This window comes from Rhizobium altiplani, assembly GCF_001542405.1.
Taxonomy (GTDB): Bacteria; Pseudomonadota; Alphaproteobacteria; order Rhizobiales; family Rhizobiaceae; genus Rhizobium; species Rhizobium altiplani.
Genome location: NZ_LNCD01000124.1, coordinates 223,081 through 243,436 on the forward strand (window position 1 = coordinate 223,081; position 20,356 = coordinate 243,436).

The window sequence follows — 20,356 nt, forward strand, 5'->3', positions numbered from 1 at the left end:
GCTATGCCAAAAACTCCAATTGGGAATTCCCAATTCGGAAGGAGCGTTAGCGACCGCGAGTAGTCCGAGCGAGCGGGTTTGAGTGCCAACGAAAAACGCGAAGCGAGGCGTCAGCCGCCGTTGAAGTACGGAGTAGTAGTAGGGGCGTTGCGTCTATCTACTACTACGTAGTAGATGGATGTAATGTTCTTATTACTTCTTCGTGCTACTGCGTAGAAATAATATATGGGACCAGAGTTCTAATTATTCTTGGCCGCATTCAAGGTACGTTTGAATCTAAATCCAGGCATGCAACGATGTAATAATCTATGCCGCAACCTGCGTAGGCAAAGGACTGGTCGGGATTTCGGATTCGGAAATACCGGCTTCCACCACAAGCCGCTTGAGAGCGGCTATCCTTCTCAGCATCGCTCACGCAGCTCCATCGATATCCCGGGAGACCGCCATCGTCGCCTTTGTTTGCATTGTAGAATCGAAATACGCGAACTTTTGCATTGGAGATACGATCCTGCAACGTGGCGAAACGACCCTGCTCAGTGGTGAACCGCTCTGTCTGTTTTGCAACTTCTGTTTGCAGTCTGTCATTGAGCTCCTTCGCTTGGTTGGCGGTAAAGAAATCATTTAGAGCATCGCCATCGAAGGAAGCAGAATAGCCACCTTCATTCGTTTCAAGCCTTACTGAAACGGGAGGATAGGTGATATTTTGGCCGACCTTGATGCCTTTTCGGTCGCAGGTAATCGCGAAGTTTTTGTTGAGTTCAAATGCCTCTCGCCTCTCCAGGTTTGGCGAGCGAGTTAGACCCTCGGCGCTAACGCGGCAAGACAACAGGTTGGGATCGTAAACGACAGCATTGACGTACAGGTTAGTCGTTCGGTTCTTAAACGTCGCTGCAATTGTTCCACTGGAAATGCCTACCTGCGAGGCTGCAAATTCGATCCCTCTCGTGGCGAAATTAACGCACTCGTTTAACGATTGCAGAGCTGCAACTTGGACGTCATTCTTATAAGAGGTGTAACGGCTGAAGTTGTACCGATCGTGAGCGTACGCTCTGCAAAATTCCTTCTTTCGCTCTTCAGTAGCCCCTTTATTGGAAGTGAAGTTGAATTTCAGATTGTCGAACGTGAAGCCTGCGCCTGTGTTATCGGTAAAGTTGCGAGCCGTTCCCTCTCGATCGCAGTATTTGTCAAATGTCCAATCTAATTCTTGATTGGTTGCAGTTTCGTATGAGATATTTCGAATGGCATTCTGATAAGTTGCTCTACAAATCTCTTGTGACATTACATAAGTTGGGAAAAACGTTGCCAATGTGAGAATAGCCGTCCCAGCAAAGAGTGATAATGCTTGAGTTCGCATCAACGGAACCTCCCAACGAAGAATTGAGGTTTCGTTGTATACTATAATAAATTGTATATTGGAAGATGCTAAAATAGGTTTTGTTTAATTTTATAAATAGTTCGCCGCAAGGCAAGTCATAAATCTCCGCCCGGATCGATGGCCCAACCGTTGATCCGGGTTTTCTGTGATTCCACCAAAGGATGACACCTCCAGGCATAAATAGAACTGAACGCAGCCGTTGGGAATTGGTGCTGCCGACAGGAGTTTATGATGACAATGCATTTCAATCCGCGAGATGTCCTCGCGTCTATTCAATCAGATTTTCAAGGTCACTCGATCAGCAAGCCGCTGATGACAATCCTCTGCCGCATGTATGAGAGTTCGCACCGCCGACAGGTGGCTGCTGGCATTGGCTTTGAGCTGACCTTCGATCAATATCTTTCACTAATCACCAAGGCTCGTCGCCAGCGCATGGAGCAGGAGTTCAAGAGCGGCACGTTCAAGCAGTTCATGGAAAGCGCGACCGGCTACGTGCTGACATGGAGAAATCGCGAGGCGAGGGCGACCGGAACCCTAAATATGGAAACGGCAGTATTCGTGAACCGCGAGCAAAGCCGTCGCAACCAGCATTTCAAAAAGGGCGACAAGCATACACAGGAATCGAAAGATGCGATTGCTCTGGCGCGTACTGGCACGAAACATTCCGAGGAAACGAAAGCCCGCATCAAGCAAAGCAACCTTGGTCAGACGCGCTCAGAGGAGACAAAGGCGAAAATCAGTGCTGCCCGAAGGGGGCGCACGATGAGTGAAGAAACTAAGGCGAAGATGGCCGCGAAGCGTGCAGCGTATTGGGCCGCGAAGCGTGCCGAACAACAATAAGAAGGAGAAAATCCCATGCAAACCCTAGACACAGAACTTTTCGAAACAGCCCCGGCAACGTCCAGCACGAATAATGCTAATGGCATCGTCAACTCGGTTGCGACCAGTTACATCATCGAGCGGCCATCGCAGACCGGCAAGTCCAGCGTCTACTACGTGCGTCTTTCTGATGACGAACATGCCGAGCTATCGGTTTCAGTTCGTGCTCTTGATGTCCTGCGCACGAGCAAGGACGATCCAGCAACCTATGTCAGCGTGAATCTGATCCTCGACAAGAACAGCGGGATTTGGGGCTCGAAACTGCGCAAGTACAGCACGCTTCGCGAAGTCCTGGAGGGCGTGGCTGCGAAACTGAGAAAGCCCCACAAGTACGTTCGCGGTCGTGTTGGCGAAGACCTCAGCGTGAAGCAGCTAACAGCGATCAATCAAATCCTCAGTGCAATCGGCGTGTCTCAGATCGCCGTTCCAGCGAAGTGAGGTGCGATGATGGCAACGTTCAAAACTACATCGGTTAGGAATGTACGCGAGGATTTCGAGACCTTATGGAACTCGATCATCGCAAGCGGTGGTGCGCCATCTCCTTTAATGGTCGTTATGGCAAATAAAAAACGGCTAGATGAAAAGTTGAGTGAAACAGATTTCCGCAATCGCTATCCGACCCGCAAGGATGCTGATCATTGGGCAACACTCGACAGTGATATCAGCGCACAATTTACCAAAGGCATGATTACGGAGCGTACCGATTTCTTCGTTCACATGCTAACCGCGTTTGCGAATGGCGAACGCTTCATCGTTGCGAAACTCGCCTGGAATGGAGGTGCACAGTGAATTTGAACGAGGCGAGGGCGGGACTATCAGCCCTTATCCATATCCGCGACAACGGCAATCAATCGCAGTGGGTGCAAACGTTGATTCAGCAATACGAGGAAGAAATCACACGCCTCATGCTTCTCGACGGTCAACCAGATCCTTCCGTTCTCGACGCGGACGGCCTGCTTACCTATTCGGAAGTGCTGAAACGCACAGAGTCGGAAGACGAAGGTATCTGAGGTTTTTCATTTATTCGCCGATCTTCCACGACGTACCGGCTTCGAAGCCTGTCTGTGCCACAGAATAGTTCTCGTGATCAGATACAGAGCTAGCAGCCCTAAGAGACCCGCAACAGGTAACGTACCCAAAGCGGTTGCTTTGACGCCAAAGCCTTCAAACATAAGGGAGTTTTGTTCCATGCGCGCACTTTTCCTTAAAAAAAGAAAATGTGCCGCTGCTGCTGCTGCGCAATATGAAAGATTCAGGGAGTCAGCGCAAGGGGTTGTCGAGTCGTAGGCTCGCGTATTCGATATGTTCTCGTAAGTGTTGTGGGTCGGTTTTCGCGCTTACACATTGTTTTCGTTTGGTGATTCCGACTTACTAACAAGTCTCGTTGATCCCGACAAATCTCAGTAAATGTCCAGCATTTTGGGGGAGTTTTACCGAATCAATCTCGGAAACCTAATAACCCGCCGATCCCGCACGAAGGATCGATAGTAATCCGGGTAGGTAATCTGGGGCACTTATAGTAGCGGCCACAAATCCGACAAGGCCGAGCGCAAGTCTCGGAGTAACCGAGAACTTAAACCCGACGCCCTTTTTCCATATGATTTCCATATGCAGACCTCATCATAGAATGCTTCTCCGTACCTTGTGGTGATGATGGCTGCAAACACGAAATATAGTAGTAGCGGATTCTTAACGCCAGCCCCGAATATCGCTTTTTCTCCGATGTCAACAACCGACTGAAAATTCGCAAAACCTAATAAATACGTGCACACAAATTCAGAGGTGCACTAATGGCAACAAACACATCAATCTCAATCTCAGCTACGAATACGGAGTGGACACTGGTTGCCGATGGCGCAGCGGTCGCCTCGATCAGCATTCAAGTAGACCCCACGACACCAAGCATTTACGTGGCAATCGCCGTAGCTGAACCGGAAGTCGATTCCGACGACTACATTGTCTTGCAGCGCGAGCGCGACACGTCCTTTAGCCTGAACCTGAACGCGACGGACAAGGTTTACGTGCTGACCCCATCCTCGAATAACTCCAAGATTCGCGCGGTTCTGGGCTCTCGCTAACATGGGTTTCGGATGGCACTTTTCTATGAGCCCGACTGGCGCGTATGTGCCACCGGCTCCACCGACAGAGGTTCCCGTTAATTCGGTAGTCCCTTCGATCACCGGCCTAGCGCAGAGCGGCCAGAAACTAACGGCAAGCACTGGCGTATGGGCACAAAGCCCAGACGGCTATGCGTACCAATGGAAGGCCAATGGCACGAATATTCCAGGCGCTACAGCCCGCACGTTCAACGTTACGGATACACAGATCGGCACCACCCTGACCGTCACCGTTACGGCAACGAACTCGTTTGGTTCAGCCGCAGCTAGTTCCGCAGCTACGGTTGCGGTCAAAGCAAAGCCGATCACGGCAAAGCCAGTCAACACCGTTACCCCTGCGATCACCGGCAGTGCGCTTGTCGGCTCTACGCTTATGGTCAGCGACGGCACATGGCAGAACAGCCCTTCGAGCTATTCGTATCAGTGGTTCCGCAACGGTACTGCACTGAGCGGAGCAACCGCCAATATCTTTGCGCTCATGGCCGAGGATTACGGCACAACGTTCTCCGCGACTGTAACGGCTACCAACGTGATTGGCTCGACAACTGCCAGCACGAATAATGTTGGCCCGATCTCGCAGAATGCTCCGGTCAATATGGTCGCTCCAGCTATCACCGGCACTGCGCAGATGGGCGAAACTCTCACCGGTAGCAATGGCACGTGGAGCAACAGCCCAACGGGCTTCACCTACGTCTGGACACGCGATGGCATTGCAATCGACGGCGCTACCTCAAACACGCTGGCTCTTACGGCCATCGATGTCGGGTCGCTGATCGGCTTTAAGGTCACGGCTACAAACTTGGGTGGTTCGACCACAGCAGAGGCCGACGAGGTTGGTCCGGTCGTATCTGGCGAAATCCCGCTCAAGATTAACATTGTCGCGGAAGGTGACTCCATCAGTAACGGCTACATGAGCCCCGACCCGGAAACGATGGCCTACCCGCAGGTCGCCGTCAGCAATCTTCCAGCTGGTCCCAACTACGTTTTGGACAACATTGCGACCGCAGGTATTCGAGCCGAAGACATTGACACGCCTTCATTCTGGCCGGGACGTGGTGGGGCATCGTTCGACCCGGAAGCAGACCTCAACATCTATACGATCTTGGCAGGCGCCAACGACAAGAACGACTCTTTCACGGACAAGCAGATTTACCGGAACCTACGTAGCATTCTGCAGAAGGCAAAGGTCCAAGGCTACGACCGTCGTTTGATCGGTACTCTTATCGCCACGGACGAGGGGAGCCCACCGGATCACCAGTGGGGCGGTAATGTTGAGTTGAACCAACTCATTCGCACCTACTGGAACTCCGACTTGGACGCCGATGGCCTATTCGATTTCGGCGCAGACACCCGTTTCGATACGGTCGCGGATGCTTCCAATTACACCTACTACAACGAGGACGACATCCACTTGACGCAGACCGGCTACGCCGCGCTAGCTGAGATTTACGAGCCGGTTCTTGAGGGCGCTATCGATGGGCCAGGTACACGCTCGGCACTCCCAGCGACATGGTTCCCACTGGATACAAGCCCAAGTTTCCAGCTGTCCAATGGCAATCGCACAGTCAATTGGCCCGGAATGGCGGGTTGGTCGAACGCGAACGTTCGCGGTGCAATCGGCAAGGACAGCGGCAAGTGGTATTGGGAGTTGAAGTCCGAATTGGTGGCTTGGAACGCATTCGGTATCTGCAATCTCGAATACACGAGTAATATCGCAGCGGATGACGCCGACCCAACGACTTCACCGAATGCAATCGGCTATTCGGCGTGGAGCGGTGCTATCAAGCACAACGATGTCGACTACCTATGGCTCGCGAACATTGTTGATGGAGACGTGATCTCCTTCGCGTTGGATATGGACAACGGTCGTTTCTGGATGCGCGTCAATGACGGCCTCTGGAACGGAGCGACAGCTGAAGGCGTGCCCGCGCACGATCCAGCCGCAAATACAGGCGGTATCGACGTAAGCGTGCTCGGTCCCGGCAAAATCTACCCGGTTGGCTTCATCTACGACGGCGGACAGATCACATCGCGCTTTGGTGCGGGCGAAACGACCGGCACGATCCCAACGGGTTTTACGGTGCTAGGTGGCTAACACAAATACGAAAAGCCCGGCTCCGAGCCGGGCTTTTCGTTCATCAAAATGTCTCAGGCCGATTTTGGGGCCTCAGCAGTTGCGGTCGGAGCAACTCCTGGAACGTTAACGTGGACGTTGAAAACGGGAGCAACCGTGTTCACGTTGCTATTGGTGTTATTGTTGAGGCCAGCAGCCTGCAGACCATTGAGCAGGTTTGCTTGGCGCACCATCGAGCCCAAGAAGAACAAATCAAACAATTGCCCGAGACCGAGCAGGCCAAACGTGAAGAGCCAGATTAGCCCTGTCATCGGTCTTCCAACATAAAATCGGTGTATTCCACAAATCCCAACCAGACACAGCGCCCAAAATAGGAACGCAGTGAAGCCCTTCTTTTGCATGATTCGATCCCCAGACTGAAATACTTGAGCAGATTATCTGCGGCCACGAAATCTTCAACATAAAATTGATAAAAGCCGTACAGTGAACACAGCGGCTAGTAGACATCGACCTCGATGCTTGGATAATTGACTACGGAGTAGGTCATACCGGCTCCGTAGTTATGTCCCTCGACGATATATTCGCGCTTGCAGCCCAAGCATGTAATGCGCGTGCTCGAATAGCCGGCCATATCAGATTCATTCTCAGCGGAAGTGTCGTAGTAGGCGGGTTCAACGGAAGCCTCAACGATCTCATCGCATTGGGGAGTGGGGCATTCAAATCCCACGTCGATACTTTCGGGCTCCATCATATAGTCTTTTGCGATACCCACGATTCACCTCTGAGTTTCAATGAGTCGAATCTACCAGTCAGATGACCCATTGCCTAGAAGCGGCTATCCGAGAGGCGACAGGGACTTCGCGTTATCCGCTAAAAATTTACGCAACCGCTCCTTGAAACCAGGCGAGGCCGATCATACGTTCGGATTATGTTGGTGCTTCGGCACCCCAAGGAAAAGGCCACGACGGTTCCTCGCAAGGGTTTCAACAACGGCCATTTATAAACTGGTGAAACTCTTGCGAGCGTCGGCTTAACGAGCATGGGATGGTCCGCCTTGGAGGCTCTCATGCAGCAATGAAAGGGCATCGAGTGGTTTCACTGGTTGCTTGGGAATATAGCAATACCAAGGGTGAGAAGTGGAGGATGATCGGTATCAATCTTGATCCGAAAATATCCGAAATTATCTCGCTGCTTACGCGGTTCTTCATCTAGAAAGCCGCTCGAACAAGAAGCCTCCCGGTTAACTCTGGGAGGTTTTTTGTTTTCGGCTAACCTATGGTTTCTTGCCTCGTGGTAAGTGAATGAAATGGCATGTCGCGGGGTTCGGACCAACAACACGCCATTTCAACACCTTAGCCCTTAGCCGCAGCAGCGATGATGGCTACGAACATGTTCGAAGCGACCAAAGCGGAAGCGAATGTAGGCACGTACCATGTGACAAGCACGATGGGACATGATGCCCTCCATTCAGGCACTGCGCATTGACCAGATCTGTCGAGAATGCTAGATACACCTTGTCTAAGAGGTGTTTGTCGCATTGCCGACAACAATCCGCCGGACGAGACCCGCAGGACGCCTGTCGTCTATTCGGTCTTCCCGGTCTGCTTGAATTAGGGCTCGTATCGAATTGCAGTCGATACGAGCCTTAATTTCTTAAGCAATGATTAATCCTACCGTATCTCCTGTATCTTCGCAAGGGGCGGATTTCAGATTCAGGTTGAGATTTTCTGTATCTTGTGCGATTGTGTTTCCAGCACGGGATACACAGGATGACAGACGAATTCGAAGCCGACATTGCCAAGAGGCTGGATGACGCACGCGCAAGACTCAATGAGGTCCTGCAGTTAAGGCGGGATAGTCAAAAGCGTATCGCTGTACATCGTGAGCGTTTGGCGCAAATCAATGAATTCCTACGCGAGGAATTGATCCTTGCCGCTCGTATTGAAAAACTCGTAACGGGCATGAACCAAATACTCACTACGCTTCAGTCGCTAGATGGAAAAATTCAAGACGTAGTGGCGGAGAGTATCGAGGCTCAGAACAAAGATACGGAAGATACACCTCAGAAACCCGCCTTGGTTTTTCCACGGACCGCAATAGCAACGCATAATCCCCGGAAAGAGGAAATCGCCAAGATTTCACGAGAGATTATTGAGGCTTCGGATGCTCCTGTATCTCGTGCCGCATTATTCGAAGCGTTAGCGGACCGTAGCATAATCATATCCGGAAAGAATCCGCATATGGTACTTTCTACAATGCTCTGGCGTGCTGGGGCGGAGGAGGGAATTATCAATCTCAAAGGATACGGCTATTGGCTGAAGGATAGGGATTACCCTGAAGGTAACTATCGCGCCGGGGATAGTTTAGATGATGAATGAGGCTTGGAGGCTCGGAAGTAACAGCACGCGAAGGGATCAGTAGTGGATCAGTGTTGCGACAACGCTTGTCGTGGACAGCTGCGTATCAACACATCCACCCGCACCAGCCAGCCTATCCCACGATATTTCCGTCCGAACCCGTGAAAACCGTGGGGTAGGCCACTTTAAGCCTTTGCAATCAAAGGGCGAGTGAAAAGATTGCTCGCCCTTTAGTTTTTTCGGCTGCAACTTCCGCTGACATTCAACGTGCGTCTAATGTCAGAGGTTTTCATGCAGTACGTCGCTTATTTCCGCGTATCCACACAGAAACAGGGCCGGTCAGGTCTGGGGCTTGAAGCGCAGCGTGTGGCGGTCGCTCATTACAATCCGATTGCTGAGTTTGTCGAAATCGAATCCGGGAAGAACGATGATCGTGCGCGGCTACACGAGGCGATGAAATTCGCCAGCACGAATAATGCTGCATTGGTGGTTGCCAAGTTGGACCGGCTGTCACGCAATGCGGCATTCCTGCTCTCGCTGATGGAGCGTGGCGTCCGCATTCGTTGTGCGGACATGCCGGATGCCGACGAGTTCCAGCTCCACCTGTATGCGATCCTGGCCCACAAGGAACGCAAGATGATCTCGGAGCGGACGAAAGCCGCGTTAGCTGCTGCGAAGGCGAGGGGCGTTAAGTTAGGTGGTGCTCAGAAGTCCACGCAGGATCGAGTAGATGCTTTCACCCAAAGCATCCTGCCGGTCCTTAGGACGCTCATAGACAGCGGCATCGACACGCCAGCAGCAATTGCTATGGCCCTGAACGAACGCGCTGTACGAACGTCACGCGGAGCCCAATGGGGTGCAGGGCAGGTGGTCCGGCTCCTCAATCGGTTGGGGATGGAGGCCAGGTAGGCCCCCCTTCTCGCTGCTGTAAAAACCTCTATAGCTGCTCAACCAATTGATATGATATCGCAAACTTCCAACCGAGGCTTGCTTTATTGGAACAGCGTCAGAATCGTCTGGGGCGACGAATTTGCTATGGAGAGCGACTGTACTGCCAACTGCTGCTGAGTCTGAAGTGCAGCCAACCGGGACGATTCCTGCTCCATATCTGCATCGACGAGCCTGCCAATACCGCGATCATTCGCGTCCGTTAGCCGGGATAGATGATCGGAAGCCATATCCAGACCTTTTTGGGCTGATCCGACTATCGATGCCGCTGTGATGATCTTTTTTTGAATCTCGTCCACCCCAGCCATCATCTCACTATAAACGCGCGCACGGTCTATGGTTGCACTGCTTCCTCCTCCATGGCCTACATATTCGATGCCTAGGAGAAAATTCTGAGTGCCCATCTGTTCAACCGTACTGCCACTATTGTAGTAGGGGTCGATGTGTGCGCCAGTTATCAAGTGACTGTTAATATTCCAGTCTGTACCCGCATCGGTGTTGACATACGAGGAAAACGCCCCATCGATTATACCGGTTTGCGCAATCCATTCCGTGGGGTCGCCGGGATCGTAGTATTGACCGAGGTCCAAGTTGAAGAGAGTTACGTCTTTGACATCGAGTCCATTCATTAATACCCCACCGTTTGAGTAGCTAACCGGATATTCCCAGGGAACGGTCTGGTCACGGCCGCCGACTGGATTAACCAATAAGTTCAAACCGTTGAAAGAGGCTGAGTTAGCCGCAGTAAGAATCTGCGCTAAGTGCTGATCGATCTCCGAACTGATTTTGCCGAGCGGACTCTTTTCGAAGTCGGCGAGAAAGCGGTCCCGCTCCGCGAACGAATCGTAGGGGTTCGCATCGGAGAAATCGGGCAAGTCAGCGGCGTGCACCAGTAGGCTTTTGATGGTCGATATCTCATCGATTACCGTCTCCAGAGCCTCATAGGTGACCGAAAAAAGCGACTGCGTTACCCCTAATGTTTCACTGACAGCACCAATCGCCAGGTTGTCGCTACGCATAGTGGTTGCAATCGACCAGTATGCGGCGTTGTCAGACGCCTTTTGAACCCGCAGCCCGCTGGAAACACGGATTTGGGTGTCTTGGAGGCTGGAGCCGACCGAGCGAAGTGTTTGAAGAGCAACTGCTGCCGATGTATTCGTAACAAGCGACGTCATGATAGCCAAAAATGAAACTATTGGTAGGAATGATCGAGAAAACAGCCGCGTCATGCAGCCTTGAGCTGCTAGACTAAGAGGTTGTTGGTTAACGAATGGTAGATCGAACCGGTAAAAGTGATTGATATTCACAACGTCTGCGGGGTCAAAGCACTGCGCATGTAAAATCTTAGGTTGCTCTGAGTTGCCAGCGGCTATTGATCGGATAGCACAGCAGCAATGGCGCTGCTGGTGCAAAGGACTAGCAAATGGCAAACGCAATCGATCTCCTCAAGGCAGCTGCAACAACTGGCGTAGTGGGTGGACAAAGCCCACTGGTTATCTTCATGGGCAAACTCGCTGCACAGATTGAATTCGCCAAGCAGATCAAGGACGGCAAGGAGATCAACACGCGGTCGCTGTGGTTCCGCAAGGACGCACAGGGCTACGTGGTACGGATCGGTCGTAATGCTTTCGAGATCGCCGGCAGCAAGTTGTTCCGTGCTGCTGATCTTGACAAGGTTGTCGATATCCTCACGGCGGCAAAGGCTGCCATCGAGCAGGACAAGAAACTGCAGGACGCGATTGCGCTGCACTCGATGGAGCGTTCGGAGCGGCTCAAGAAGGGCCGTGCAAAGCGCAAATAATCAACGCTCCGTTTGCGCAATCGGAGTTAGCCCGCTGGAAACGGCGGGCTTTTCCATGCCTGATGCACAGCCAGGCCAAAGCAAGGGCTTGCTACCACCGAGTCCTTAGGAGGCTCTTCCGCTGGGTTACGCTCGTGCTTTGCATTGCGCTGTGCGTGAGGGCTAGCGCGTGCGGACGATACGTCTCTGCGTCTTTACGACTACAAGCCGCAGGAGGCCGGGAAGCAGTCAAGGAGTACGGGAAGGGCAGGGCTTATTGCGCAACAGCGGATATAGCTGCGCTATCATGCTGAGCGTCCGTGCGTCTTGCTGACTATATTTCCATGCAGGACCGCACTCTTAGGTCCCTCTAAAAACCTCTATACTTACTCAACCATTTGATACGTATTTGAGAGTTTTCAGCTGTCGACAGGGCGCACATAGTTGGGATCGATCCGATAGTCACGGCCGATCTCGTGATCCAGCCGAAATCTCTGGGCAAAGCATCGTTCGCTAAAACAGACAAACATGAAATGCGTATTCAGCAAGTTGGCCTTCTCCAAAAAGTTTGCCCAGACCATATCGATGCCACCGTAATACGATCTGATCTTTTTGATGTAGCGATGATGGCCAAAACCTGCATCCCACTCGAAGGCAAGCCAATGAGGTGATCGGTTGGCGAAGTCGTCAAGATATCGGATGATCTTGGGACCGTCTTCTGCCCACTGCTCCGCCGTCTTGGGCCGGAAATGGTCCACATCATCTTTGTCGCGTTCCAAGGCCACGAACAGATGTTCGCGCTCCTCTTCTTCCGCGAGGGCAAGTCCAGTACGGAACCGCTCAAGTGCATCTCTTGCATCTCGCGGCTGAGTGAAATCCCGCATAATAAAACCCGCAACAGTTGTTAGGTTGCAGGAAATCAAGCATATCCCTTTCATAGCTACAATCGGTATCTCTCCATGAACGCAGAGACTGACAGGCAAAATCGGTTAAAACCAAAGACGAAAACCTTTGGGCTCGAAACACCCTACGATCTCTACAAGAAACTGCTCTTCGACATCGAACGGCTGCAATCAAGTGTGGCCTCCGCGAATGTCCGATACGCGGCTTTCGATTGCGCCGTTACAGCTAATCACATCGTTGATTGGGTCCTGCATTTCAGCAACGACGCTCAGCATTTCCGCTTAACAGGCAAAAATCGGCTCGATGCGAAGGGAGAGCCATCGAAAGGCATTCTAAAGGGGTTCGGCAAGATTAATAAGGACCGCCTCTTAGCATTGGAGTTCTGTCGCCAGATCGCCAACAGCGTCAAACATGTCGAGGTCACTCGTGGACCTCAAATGCCTAACATGGTGACCGGAGCGGGTGTACGGCTAAAGCCGGAAGTCGCCCCCTATGCCTTCATTATATACAACGACGTGAAATATCCGATTCTTGAAGTGTTCGAGGCGATGGCGAGCCAATGGAAGAGGTTTCTTACTGAGGAAGGCTTTTTCAATCCCGATAACGAACCGGACGACGAATAGTAGATCCCCCAAAATTTAAGGGTATTTGGTCCCAAACCGTTTTCAACCATATTCCGCGTGCTAGCTGGCGTCGGGAGCCCCCCTGCGGGCAATGTCAGTTAGCGTCTTGGCCTTGCCGCCGCAGAGTTCCGAGCCAACGCCTGCACCAATTTGCCATTCCAAAGCAGATACGGACAACTGGCCAAATTGCGTGAAAGGCCCAAAACAGCCAGAACAGCGAATAGGCGAGCAGCAAAAACGGATCGACTTCTTCGCCCGCCTTGGTCGGAAACGCCCATGGGAACGGCAGATAGATCAGGAACGGCAGAACTATCATAAGCCATGCAAATTCGAAGAATAGCAGCGGGTGGGGAGCACTGCGAAGGAAGCGATCTTTCTTTTCGGTTGGAGGCGTCTGATTTTCATCTGCCGGAAAAACTGAGCTCGCATACATAAGGCCCGCTACTACGCAGATGTACCCGATCCAAAACCACCCCGTTGCTGTCATTGTTCCCCCAGTGTCGAGCGAATTGCGACGGAACAATACTCGCACCAAAATTGTGGAACGGGAAGCACGCAATACGGCTTATCAGTTGGGGTCGTCTGGCTTCTCGAGTAGCTCGGCCTCGATCACCAATGGTACTTCGGCAATCCCTACCAATGTCTTTGCCGCAGTGTGTGCGTCCAGCGCATTCAACAGTGCTGACCAATCCTGCTTGTGGGTGACGTCGACCTCGACGGCTTGTGTTGGTGCGCCCCATCCTCGATTCAGGGCAGCGACTGCCGCAGCTACTCGGCTCGCGTCGTTTTTGCCGTTCACCATGACATCAAAAAGAGTGTCGCGTGCGGTGAATGTTAGCGCCTTGAAGGCCTCCTTCACGTCAGGGTGAACCGGTGTGCGTCCAGCTGGATTACCCGATTGGCCTTTTTTGAACGAGTTACGCTTCTGCGCTTCGATCTGCGCGGGCGTGCGCGGCTTCTTTTCCTTCTTCTCGGCCATTATGGAATGATCTTTCCACCCACATTGCGGACGAAAAAGTCTTCGTCATTCGGGTTCTCGAAATCGATAATGAAACTGCCAGCTAGATCCGGCGGCACATTCGTTGGGCTACCAGTTACGATTACGTCGGTGATGATGAATGGCTTATCCATGTGCTTGCGCACCCAACCCCCATAGCGGCGGTCAATCCAGTCCGTGACCGTCTGTTCGTGGGTTTGCGTGGGGTTATCGTCAATCAACGCTTTGATCTCGCCGCGCATATGACCGCCAGCGATGTTCATTAGAATTCTGCTCATATTTGCACTCCCTAAAACGGTATTTACCGAGGAAGTACTTTTCTGACGCGTCTTAGCGATTGGCGTCTGTTTGGGGCCTCAAACCGACTGTTTCCCGTAAATACCGGAAGTAATCTCACAGATCAGGCAGGGCAGAATGTTTCGAAAATCAAATCCAAAGGTTGCATTCCAGGTGGTGTGCCGTGTTTGAAGGTATCACCGCGTTTCTCATCGGCATCGGCATCAACCCCACGCATGTTACGGCCGGGTTAGCCGGTGCGCTTGTTCGGTCGCTGCTAAACAAGGGCGCGTCCAAGTGGGAGAAAATCTCAGGTGGTTTCGTTGGTACGCTTTGTGCGGCCTACCTGACACCCTTGGTTGTGCAGTGGATGGCCCTCGATATCACACAGTTCAGCACGATTAATGCTGTAGCGTTCGGCATCGGTATCGTCGGCATGTCATTGGCCGAGGGTGCGGTACGGATGGCTCAGAGTTGGGCAGAGAAGCCACGCTTGCCGAGTGAAGCGAGTCTGAAGGGGCTAGCCGACGCAATCAACGTGGACGAGGGCCAAGAGACCCCTGACCCAAAGCCCGCGTCGGCACCAAAAATCGACCCGAAATGAACTTCAAAGGTGACGGCTTCGTGCTACCGCGGTCATGTGTGGCTTCTAATTATCTATCCGGAAAGAGCCCGCTCCCAAAGAGTTTGCGAGCTGATTAGTTGCCTTAATGGTACGTATCGTCCTGCCATCGAAAGCCTTGTCCCGGTACTGGTCAAGCCATGGCAGTATCGGATCAATCACACCTTCGGTAACATCGTCGTCGACAATGCTGAGTGTAATGGACCGTATCGAGTATCCGGGGCCGAATACTCGAGAGAGGTCACGTGGCTTAGCGACGGTTGGGAAATCTAAGCCCTTGAAACTGACCGGCCCTGGGGCAACGACACTCATCGGATTGGATAAATCGCGAAAACTAACAAGCAGTGGATAGTACTCGACGGGAAGAACGACAGTTTGCCGTGAAGCCACCATCTCATCGATCCGCCTGTAGTATTCCTCCTCTTCCATTCCGCGCGGTTTGCCGCCCATAGGGAACATCTCGAGAGCTGTGGACCCGTCGTAGTTATCAAGGAGTGCGAACAAATATTTGCCCCGCGAAACTTCGACGGCTGCCGCCTCGCCCCGCATAGTCAATCTCCCCGCATCGATGAGTTGCGACCATCGCGGTCCTACGCTCATCTCGATCCCGACAACGGAACTCCCAGTCTTAAGTCCATTGGGAGTATCGACGATCACCGTCAGCTTTTGATGCCATTCCCAATGGTGAAAACCCAACTTCTCGCATTGCACGAGGCAAGCAAGTATCCCGAGCACTGCAGCTGCTATAAAGTAGCGCATCATTTGAGACCAAAGTGGCAACCTGTATTTGGTTGTACTAAGTGACCCTTAAGATACCATGAGTTTATTATCGAGACTTATGCTTCTACCGGTGCTTCAACCGGCAAATGACTGGTTTGGACCGTTTGCAGTCAATCTCGTTCGTACTTGGGCGACCATCCACGAGCCATCCCGCGACTCATCAGGGTTTCCGCGAGAGACAGCTGAAGGCGAAGATGCCGGATGTCCGCGAGCAATGTCGCGATGGTGGCTTTCGGATCAGCGTCGTGCCACGCGAGCGCTGCCTCAACCTCATAATCGAGATCATGCTTCGTGGCGTGGTCATGTGTTGCGGCGGGTAACATCAATGCAAGTCCAGGCTAAGTTGGGTTCCTTTCGGCAATGAGGGCTTGAGGCCAATCTCGATCCTGCCGAATACCCGCCCACGTCGTTCTTGGTCGCGTTCACGTTCTGCACGAGCAGCCGCAAGGACGGCCAACGCATTTGCGATCACTTCTTCTGTGCGGGTCATAGGAACCTCCATGTGAATGTTCCTATTTTGTTCTATTTCTCTCCCGAGTCAACCGCTTTGCTGATGGGCACGCAGAAGTAGGTGTTTTGTTGTAAATCAGCGGAATTCAGTAACCCTGAATAAATAACCGGAACTAACAATTCCGGTATTTTATGGCTAAACTTACAAATGAGCAGAAACAAAAAATCGTTCTGGCCTGCAAACAAGACATTACATTTTTCGCGAAGCATATCTGCGGTAGCGAACTTAGTCCGAAGCAGATCGAATTTGCGATTAAGTGGTTGGTGAGCCTCCGCACAACGTTCAAAGGCGGTGTCGGCTTCGGCAAAACCCACATCATGGCGATCCTGATCCTGTGGGCACTGTTCACCCATAACGACGTACAGGTGACGATCTTTGGCCCCGGCGAAAGCCAGATCAAAGACGGTATCTGGAAGGAGATCGGCATCATTTGGGGCCGCATGGACCCCGAGTGGAAAGACCTGTTCGACTACCAAGCCACGCGGCTTTCCCGCAAGGACTCTCCTACAGGTGCATTCGCCGCGTACCGTCTGGCAAACAAAGACAACATCGAGAGCGCACGTGGTATCCACATGCGCAACAATTTTGTCTTCGTGGACGAGGCGTCAGGTGTTCCCGACGAAATCTTTCAGGTTCTCGGCAACATCTTCACGGACCAAAATCCGAAACTCTGCCTGATTTCCAACCCCGCCCGCACGACCGGCTTCTTCTACGACACGTGGGAGCACGAAGATATCTCGACCATCTGGACGAAAGTCCACGGTAAGATGTCGGATAATCCACGTCTTGCGAAAGAAGCCTACGAAGCCATGGCTATCGGCTACGGCGGCAAGGGTTCTCGCGACTATCGTATCAACGTGGAAGGTGAGTTTCCGCTTGATGAGGTCGATGGCGTTATTCCGGCTCATTTAGTCCGTGAGGCAATCGAGAACACTCTTGCAGTTGCCCCGTTTGAAGGTGAGCGCGACGAACAGCCCACCTTTTCTTTTGTGAATGAGGCCTCGAGATAAGCTCTATCATTGATAGGAGTGGACCGGGATGGTTGGAGATCGCGCTGATGCCATGCTTGAAGTCATGGATGAAGGCATGCATGAAGCCAGGCATGAGGGAAAGTATCGGCGGATCGAGGTGATCACCGGTCGGCGGCAGCGGCGGAATTGGACTGACGAGGAGAAGGCGCGGATTCTCGCGGAGAGCGCAGAACCTGAAGTGAACATTTCGGCTGTTGCGAGGCGCTGGGGCGTCAATCGCGGCTTGCTGAATGTGTGGCGACGGGAAGCCGGACTAACCTCTCAACGGTCGGCAAAGACTAGTTTGCCGCCTGCCGTGTTCGTGCCGGTGACAGTGGTTGGGGATGGCGCACGACACGAAGGCTCGCCATCGAATGCCCCAGAGGTTCTCGCTGGCCGAATTGAGATCGAGATTGCGGGCGCACGCATGACGGTCATCGGCTCGGTAGCGCCTGAACTGGCGCAGGCGATGGTAGCGGCGTTGCGAGGGCGCCGGTGATCGGAGTTTCGCCAAATGGCGTGAAGATCATGGTTGCGACGCAACCCGTCGACTTCCGGCGCGGCATGAATGGCCTGGTAGCTTTGGTGGCGTCAGCCCTTGCGGCCGATCCCTATTGTGGCGACGTGTTCGTGTTCCGCGCCAAGCGTCTTGATCGGCTTCGCTGCATTTATTGGGACGGATCAGGCATGATCCTAGCGACGAAGTGGTTGGAGGCGGGCAAGTTCGTTTGGCCTCCGATCCGCGATGGCGCTATGCAGATGAGTGCCCAGGAGTTCTCGCTTTTGCTGGCCGGCATTGACTGGACGCGCGTCAAACGAAACGCGGTGAGGAGGCCCTCAAAAGCAGGCTGATCCTATTGGTTTTGCTTGAAGATTCAGACCCGTGTGGTAGGGTCTGTCATGCCGCTTCGACCCGATCCCTTGCCCCAGGATGCTGCGCAATTGACCCGGATCATTCTCTCGCTCGACGAAGAGAATGCCGATCTCAAGGCGCGCGTTGCCTTCCTTGAGCGCCAGCTCTTCGGGACGAAATCGGAGAAGATGACGACGATCGATCCAACGCAGGCAATGCTCGATCTTGGCGATCTAGGCGACATTCCCGTTGCTGCCAATGACGATGTCGCGCCGGTCGATGAAGACAAAACGCAGGCACGGCGATCGCCAGCCCGCAATATCGGCCGTTTGCCGAAACACCTTCCGCGTTATGACGAGCTCATCGAGCCAGCGAGCAAGACTTGCCCCTGCTGTTCGTTCGAACTTCATTGCATCGGCACTGATGTCAGCGAGGCGCTCGACATCGTGCCTGCAGTAGTCCGGGTGAAACGGACGATCCGGCCACGCTATGCATGCCGGGCTTGCGAGAGTGGCATCGTGCAAGCACCCGCACCAGCACGCATCATGGACGGCGGCATGGTGACCACGGCGTTTGCAGCCCATGTCGCCGTTTCGAAGTTTGCCTGGCATTTGCCGCTGCATCGCCAGGCGCAGATGCTGGCCTCCTGCGGCGTCATCATTGATCGCGGTACGCTCGGGGCATGGGTCACGCGGGTCGCCTGGTGGCTCGAACTTCTCTACGATGCACTCACCGCCTTCATCCGCTCGCAGCCGAGGGTGTTCTGTGACGAGACGCCACTTCCGCGCCTCGATCCGGGGCGCAAACGAACCAAGGTCTGCCAGTTATGGGCACAAGCGGTTGACGATCGGCCATGGAACGGTCCGGCGCCGCCGGCGGTGGCCTACATTTTTGCCGAAAGCCGCAGCGCTCGCGAGATCGAGGGGCAACTGTCGTCGTTCGCCGGCGTGCTTCAGGTTGATGGATATCAAGCCTATAAAACCATGGTCAAACGACGCGGCAAGAGCAACGTTGCCCCCATGCGGCTGGCCTTCTGCCTCGCTCATGCACGGCGAAAGTTCGTTGACGTCGTCAAACTGACCGGCTCTTCGGAGGCCTTGTCGATCCTTGCCAGGATTGCCGAAATCTATCGCATCGAAGCAAAACTACGAGGGGAAGATGAAGATACCCGGCTTAGCGGCAGGCGTCGTGAGGCAGCTCCCATCATGAGAGAACTGAAGGTCCATCTCACCGAACTGAGCGACGAGGTGTCGTCGAAATCGGCACTTGGCAAGGCAGTCACTTACATGCTCAACCACTGGAGCGGATTGACAGCCTTTCTAGAGGATGGCCGGATCGAGGTGGACTCCAATGTCGTCGAGCGTTCCATGAAATCCGTGGCTTTGACGAGAAAGAACTCATTATTCGTGGGCAACGAGCGGGGTGGAAAGACCTTCGCTGTCCTGGCATCGCTCGTGAACACGGCAAAGCTTAACGGCGTGGACCCCGACGTCTGGCTTGCCGATGTGCTGGAGCGCATCATCTCCGGCAAAGTGAAAGCCAACGAGATGGAGAGCCTTTTGCCTTGGGCCTGGAAGGCGGAACGCGAAGCGATGACACAGCAGGAGCGACAAGCGGCATGACACAGAACAGCCAGGAGATGACGCCGCGACCGAAGCTCGATGACGACGCATTCGAAGCCTTTATCAGGAGACGTCGTCCGCCATCGCCTATCTGGTCAATGAGCAGACTCGATGGTTATCTTACGGCCCTCATCATCGGCCCCAGGTTCATCGACCCACGGCAATGGATCCCGGAACTGACCGGCCCGGATGCCCTAAACCTGCCGATGGAAACAACCGAACATCGGGCCGTGCAGACGATCGTTGCAGAGTATAATCGGATATCTGCAAGCCTTTCCGAGAGACCGAAAGACCACCGGCCAAGGTTCACCCAGATCGATGATCAGACCCTTGATCCATTTGATTGGGACATCTGCTTTCTCATTGGAACACGACACGCGCCAAGGCTTTGGCAGCCTGTCCTTCGAGGTCATGCCGTCACTGGGGATATCATTGCGCCGATCCGCAAGCTCGGCGAGGTAAAACGGAAAGCGACCCACCAGGATGCTGCTGCCGTCGCCGAAGCACTCGTCAATATCCGAACCTATTTTATGCCGAAGCGGGCAAAGCAGAAGTTCTGACCGAGAGCCAGAAAGCCAGAAACCTATTTAGTCAAATCACGAAAGCCGTGGGCCATTCGTTGCGCTCAC

General features: G+C 53.3%; 26 protein-coding genes. 16 read left to right on the top strand and 10 right to left on the bottom strand.

What is annotated here, in order from left to right; translation table 11 throughout:
• Positions 1-259: 259 nt before the first annotated feature.
• Positions 260-1,354, bottom strand: a complete 1,095-nt coding sequence (locus AS026_RS31355) for a hypothetical protein (RefSeq protein WP_062374444.1) — start codon at positions 1,352-1,354, stop codon at positions 260-262.
• Positions 1,355-1,606: 252 nt separating this feature from the next.
• Here AS026_RS31355 and AS026_RS31360 point away from each other — a divergent pair, with 252 nt between their 5' ends.
• The 6 genes from AS026_RS31360 to AS026_RS31385 all read left to right on the top strand — a co-directional run bounded on the left by AS026_RS31360 (position 1,607) and on the right by AS026_RS31385 (position 6,466).
• Positions 1,607-2,215 (top strand): NUMOD3 domain-containing DNA-binding protein, encoded by a 609-nt coding sequence (locus AS026_RS31360; protein ID WP_062374447.1) that lies wholly within the window; start codon positions 1,607-1,609, stop codon positions 2,213-2,215.
• Positions 2,216-2,230: 15 nt separating this feature from the next.
• Positions 2,231-2,692, top strand: a complete 462-nt coding sequence (locus AS026_RS31365) for a hypothetical protein (RefSeq protein WP_062374450.1) — start codon at positions 2,231-2,233, stop codon at positions 2,690-2,692.
• A 9-nt stretch (positions 2,693-2,701) separates the two neighbouring features.
• Positions 2,702-3,043: a hypothetical protein gene (locus AS026_RS31370; RefSeq protein ID WP_131815357.1), complete on the top strand. Its 342-nt coding sequence runs from the start codon at positions 2,702-2,704 to the stop codon at positions 3,041-3,043.
• Positions 3,040-3,264: a hypothetical protein gene (locus AS026_RS31375; protein ID WP_062374455.1), complete on the top strand. Its 225-nt coding sequence runs from the start codon at positions 3,040-3,042 to the stop codon at positions 3,262-3,264. Before AS026_RS31370 ends, AS026_RS31375 begins: the two co-directional genes overlap by 4 nt.
• A gap of 780 nt (positions 3,265-4,044) precedes the next feature.
• On the top strand, positions 4,045-4,332 hold the full coding sequence (locus AS026_RS31380) for a hypothetical protein (RefSeq protein ID WP_062374459.1): 288 nt from the start codon (positions 4,045-4,047) through the stop codon (positions 4,330-4,332).
• A 25-nt stretch (positions 4,333-4,357) separates the two neighbouring features.
• Positions 4,358-6,466, top strand: a complete 2,109-nt coding sequence (locus AS026_RS31385; protein WP_062374461.1) for a GDSL-type esterase/lipase family protein — start codon at positions 4,358-4,360, stop codon at positions 6,464-6,466.
• A 53-nt stretch (positions 6,467-6,519) separates the two neighbouring features.
• On the opposite strand, the gene AS026_RS38910 is transcribed toward AS026_RS31385, so the two are convergent.
• A complete protein-coding gene (locus AS026_RS38910) occupies positions 6,520-6,846 on the bottom strand; it encodes an NINE protein (protein WP_082728637.1) in 327 nt (108 codons plus the stop codon).
• A 95-nt stretch (positions 6,847-6,941) separates the two neighbouring features.
• Positions 6,942-7,217, bottom strand: a complete 276-nt coding sequence (locus AS026_RS31395; RefSeq protein WP_131815358.1) for a hypothetical protein — start codon at positions 7,215-7,217, stop codon at positions 6,942-6,944.
• Between the two features lie 997 nt (positions 7,218-8,214).
• Between AS026_RS31395 and AS026_RS31400 the strand changes: the two genes are divergently transcribed.
• A complete protein-coding gene (locus tag AS026_RS31400; protein WP_062374465.1) occupies positions 8,215-8,823 on the top strand; it encodes a hypothetical protein in 609 nt (202 codons plus the stop codon).
• A gap of 270 nt (positions 8,824-9,093) precedes the next feature.
• A complete protein-coding gene (locus AS026_RS31405) occupies positions 9,094-9,711 on the top strand; it encodes a recombinase family protein (RefSeq protein ID WP_062374508.1) in 618 nt (205 codons plus the stop codon).
• 83 nt (positions 9,712-9,794) lie between these two features.
• On the opposite strand, the gene AS026_RS31410 is transcribed toward AS026_RS31405, so the two are convergent.
• Positions 9,795-11,186 carry a flagellin N-terminal helical domain-containing protein gene (locus AS026_RS31410; RefSeq protein ID WP_131815359.1) on the bottom strand — a complete coding sequence of 464 codons (1,392 nt, stop codon included), beginning with the start codon at positions 11,184-11,186 and terminating at the stop codon, positions 9,795-9,797.
• Between AS026_RS31410 and AS026_RS31415 the strand changes: the two genes are divergently transcribed.
• Positions 11,174-11,551 (top strand): hypothetical protein, encoded by a 378-nt coding sequence (locus AS026_RS31415; RefSeq protein WP_062374470.1) that lies wholly within the window; start codon positions 11,174-11,176, stop codon positions 11,549-11,551. The genes AS026_RS31410 and AS026_RS31415 overlap by 13 nt on opposite strands.
• A 398-nt stretch (positions 11,552-11,949) precedes the next feature.
• On the opposite strand, the gene AS026_RS31420 is transcribed toward AS026_RS31415, so the two are convergent.
• On the bottom strand, positions 11,950-12,453 hold the full coding sequence (locus AS026_RS31420; protein ID WP_131815360.1) for a hypothetical protein: 504 nt from the start codon (positions 12,451-12,453) through the stop codon (positions 11,950-11,952).
• Between the two features lie 36 nt (positions 12,454-12,489).
• Between AS026_RS31420 and AS026_RS31425 the strand changes: the two genes are divergently transcribed.
• Entirely contained in the window at positions 12,490-13,056 is a 567-nt protein-coding gene (locus AS026_RS31425) for a hypothetical protein (RefSeq protein WP_062374474.1), read from the top strand.
• Between the two features lie 94 nt (positions 13,057-13,150).
• On the opposite strand, the gene AS026_RS31430 is transcribed toward AS026_RS31425, so the two are convergent.
• The 3 genes from AS026_RS31430 to AS026_RS31440 all read right to left on the bottom strand — a co-directional run bounded on the left by AS026_RS31430 (position 13,151) and on the right by AS026_RS31440 (position 14,331).
• On the bottom strand, positions 13,151-13,543 hold the full coding sequence (locus AS026_RS31430) for a hypothetical protein (protein WP_131815361.1): 393 nt from the start codon (positions 13,541-13,543) through the stop codon (positions 13,151-13,153).
• Positions 13,544-13,624: 81 nt separating this feature from the next.
• Positions 13,625-14,035, bottom strand: coding sequence for a hypothetical protein (locus AS026_RS31435; RefSeq protein ID WP_062374478.1), 411 nt, complete (start codon positions 14,033-14,035; stop codon positions 13,625-13,627).
• A complete protein-coding gene (locus AS026_RS31440) occupies positions 14,035-14,331 on the bottom strand; it encodes a hypothetical protein (protein WP_131815362.1) in 297 nt (98 codons plus the stop codon). Before AS026_RS31440 ends, AS026_RS31435 begins: the two co-directional genes overlap by 1 nt.
• 182 nt (positions 14,332-14,513) lie before the next feature.
• On the opposite strand from AS026_RS31440, the gene AS026_RS31445 reads away from it, so the two are divergent.
• Positions 14,514-14,933 carry a hypothetical protein gene (locus tag AS026_RS31445; protein WP_062374482.1) on the top strand — a complete coding sequence of 140 codons (420 nt, stop codon included), beginning with the start codon at positions 14,514-14,516 and terminating at the stop codon, positions 14,931-14,933.
• 45 nt (positions 14,934-14,978) lie between these two features.
• On the opposite strand, the gene AS026_RS31450 is transcribed toward AS026_RS31445, so the two are convergent.
• Entirely contained in the window at positions 14,979-15,710 is a 732-nt protein-coding gene (locus AS026_RS31450) for a hypothetical protein (RefSeq protein WP_131815363.1), read from the bottom strand.
• A gap of 131 nt (positions 15,711-15,841) precedes the next feature.
• Entirely contained in the window at positions 15,842-16,054 is a 213-nt protein-coding gene (locus AS026_RS43775; RefSeq protein ID WP_062374486.1) for a hypothetical protein, read from the bottom strand.
• A gap of 319 nt (positions 16,055-16,373) precedes the next feature.
• On the opposite strand from AS026_RS43775, the gene AS026_RS31460 reads away from it, so the two are divergent.
• Genes AS026_RS31460 through AS026_RS31480 form a run of 5 tightly spaced genes read left to right on the top strand, consistent with a single transcriptional unit; the run spans position 16,374 to position 20,287 of the window.
• On the top strand, positions 16,374-17,252 hold the full coding sequence (locus AS026_RS31460) for a terminase large subunit domain-containing protein (RefSeq protein WP_160330127.1): 879 nt from the start codon (positions 16,374-16,376) through the stop codon (positions 17,250-17,252).
• Between the two features lie 28 nt (positions 17,253-17,280).
• A complete protein-coding gene (gene tnpA / locus AS026_RS31465; protein ID WP_062368489.1) occupies positions 17,281-17,751 on the top strand; it encodes an IS66-like element accessory protein TnpA in 471 nt (156 codons plus the stop codon).
• Positions 17,748-18,104, top strand: coding sequence for an IS66 family insertion sequence element accessory protein TnpB (gene tnpB, locus AS026_RS31470; RefSeq protein WP_028749713.1), 357 nt, complete (start codon positions 17,748-17,750; stop codon positions 18,102-18,104). The genes tnpA and tnpB overlap by 4 nt, the downstream gene beginning before the upstream one ends.
• Positions 18,105-18,152: 48 nt before the next feature.
• Positions 18,153-19,727 (top strand): IS66 family transposase, encoded by a 1,575-nt coding sequence (gene tnpC, locus AS026_RS31475; protein ID WP_028749712.1) that lies wholly within the window; start codon positions 18,153-18,155, stop codon positions 19,725-19,727.
• Positions 19,724-20,287: a UPF0149 family protein gene (locus AS026_RS31480; protein ID WP_062368490.1), complete on the top strand. Its 564-nt coding sequence runs from the start codon at positions 19,724-19,726 to the stop codon at positions 20,285-20,287. The genes tnpC and AS026_RS31480 overlap by 4 nt, the downstream gene beginning before the upstream one ends.
• Positions 20,288-20,356 lie beyond the last annotated feature (69 nt).

What these genes read in the sequence shown, in the direction of transcription:
- AS026_RS31440 (WP_131815362.1), bottom strand. Translation starts at nt 14,331, where the DNA reads ATGAGCAGAATTCTAATGAACATCGCTGGCGGTCATATGCGCGGCGAG.
- AS026_RS31370 (WP_131815357.1), top strand. Translation starts at nt 2,702, where the DNA reads ATGGCAACGTTCAAAACTACATCGGTTAGGAATGTACGCGAGGATTTC.
- AS026_RS31380 (WP_062374459.1), top strand. Translation starts at nt 4,045, where the DNA reads ATGGCAACAAACACATCAATCTCAATCTCAGCTACGAATACGGAGTGG.
- AS026_RS31385 (WP_062374461.1), top strand. Translation starts at nt 4,358, where the DNA reads ATGAGCCCGACTGGCGCGTATGTGCCACCGGCTCCACCGACAGAGGTT.
- AS026_RS31405 (WP_062374508.1), top strand. Translation starts at nt 9,094, where the DNA reads ATGCAGTACGTCGCTTATTTCCGCGTATCCACACAGAAACAGGGCCGG.
- AS026_RS31480 (WP_062368490.1), top strand. Translation starts at nt 19,724, where the DNA reads ATGACACAGAACAGCCAGGAGATGACGCCGCGACCGAAGCTCGATGAC.
- AS026_RS31360 (WP_062374447.1), top strand. Translation starts at nt 1,607, where the DNA reads ATGACAATGCATTTCAATCCGCGAGATGTCCTCGCGTCTATTCAATCA.
- tnpC (WP_028749712.1), top strand. Translation starts at nt 18,153, where the DNA reads ATGCCGCTTCGACCCGATCCCTTGCCCCAGGATGCTGCGCAATTGACC.
- AS026_RS31425 (WP_062374474.1), top strand. Translation starts at nt 12,490, where the DNA reads ATGAACGCAGAGACTGACAGGCAAAATCGGTTAAAACCAAAGACGAAA.
- AS026_RS43775 (WP_062374486.1), bottom strand. Translation starts at nt 16,054, where the DNA reads ATGTTACCCGCCGCAACACATGACCACGCCACGAAGCATGATCTCGAT.
- AS026_RS31400 (WP_062374465.1), top strand. Translation starts at nt 8,215, where the DNA reads ATGACAGACGAATTCGAAGCCGACATTGCCAAGAGGCTGGATGACGCA.
- tnpA (WP_062368489.1), top strand. Translation starts at nt 17,281, where the DNA reads ATGGTTGGAGATCGCGCTGATGCCATGCTTGAAGTCATGGATGAAGGC.
- AS026_RS31415 (WP_062374470.1), top strand. Translation starts at nt 11,174, where the DNA reads ATGGCAAACGCAATCGATCTCCTCAAGGCAGCTGCAACAACTGGCGTA.
- AS026_RS31435 (WP_062374478.1), bottom strand. Translation starts at nt 14,035, where the DNA reads ATGGCCGAGAAGAAGGAAAAGAAGCCGCGCACGCCCGCGCAGATCGAA.
- AS026_RS31450 (WP_131815363.1), bottom strand. Translation starts at nt 15,710, where the DNA reads ATGCGCTACTTTATAGCAGCTGCAGTGCTCGGGATACTTGCTTGCCTC.
- AS026_RS31460 (WP_160330127.1), top strand. Translation starts at nt 16,374, where the DNA reads ATGGCTAAACTTACAAATGAGCAGAAACAAAAAATCGTTCTGGCCTGC.
- AS026_RS31365 (WP_062374450.1), top strand. Translation starts at nt 2,231, where the DNA reads ATGCAAACCCTAGACACAGAACTTTTCGAAACAGCCCCGGCAACGTCC.
- AS026_RS31355 (WP_062374444.1), bottom strand. Translation starts at nt 1,354, where the DNA reads ATGCGAACTCAAGCATTATCACTCTTTGCTGGGACGGCTATTCTCACA.
- AS026_RS31430 (WP_131815361.1), bottom strand. Translation starts at nt 13,543, where the DNA reads ATGACAGCAACGGGGTGGTTTTGGATCGGGTACATCTGCGTAGTAGCG.
- AS026_RS38910 (WP_082728637.1), bottom strand. Translation starts at nt 6,846, where the DNA reads ATGCAAAAGAAGGGCTTCACTGCGTTCCTATTTTGGGCGCTGTGTCTG.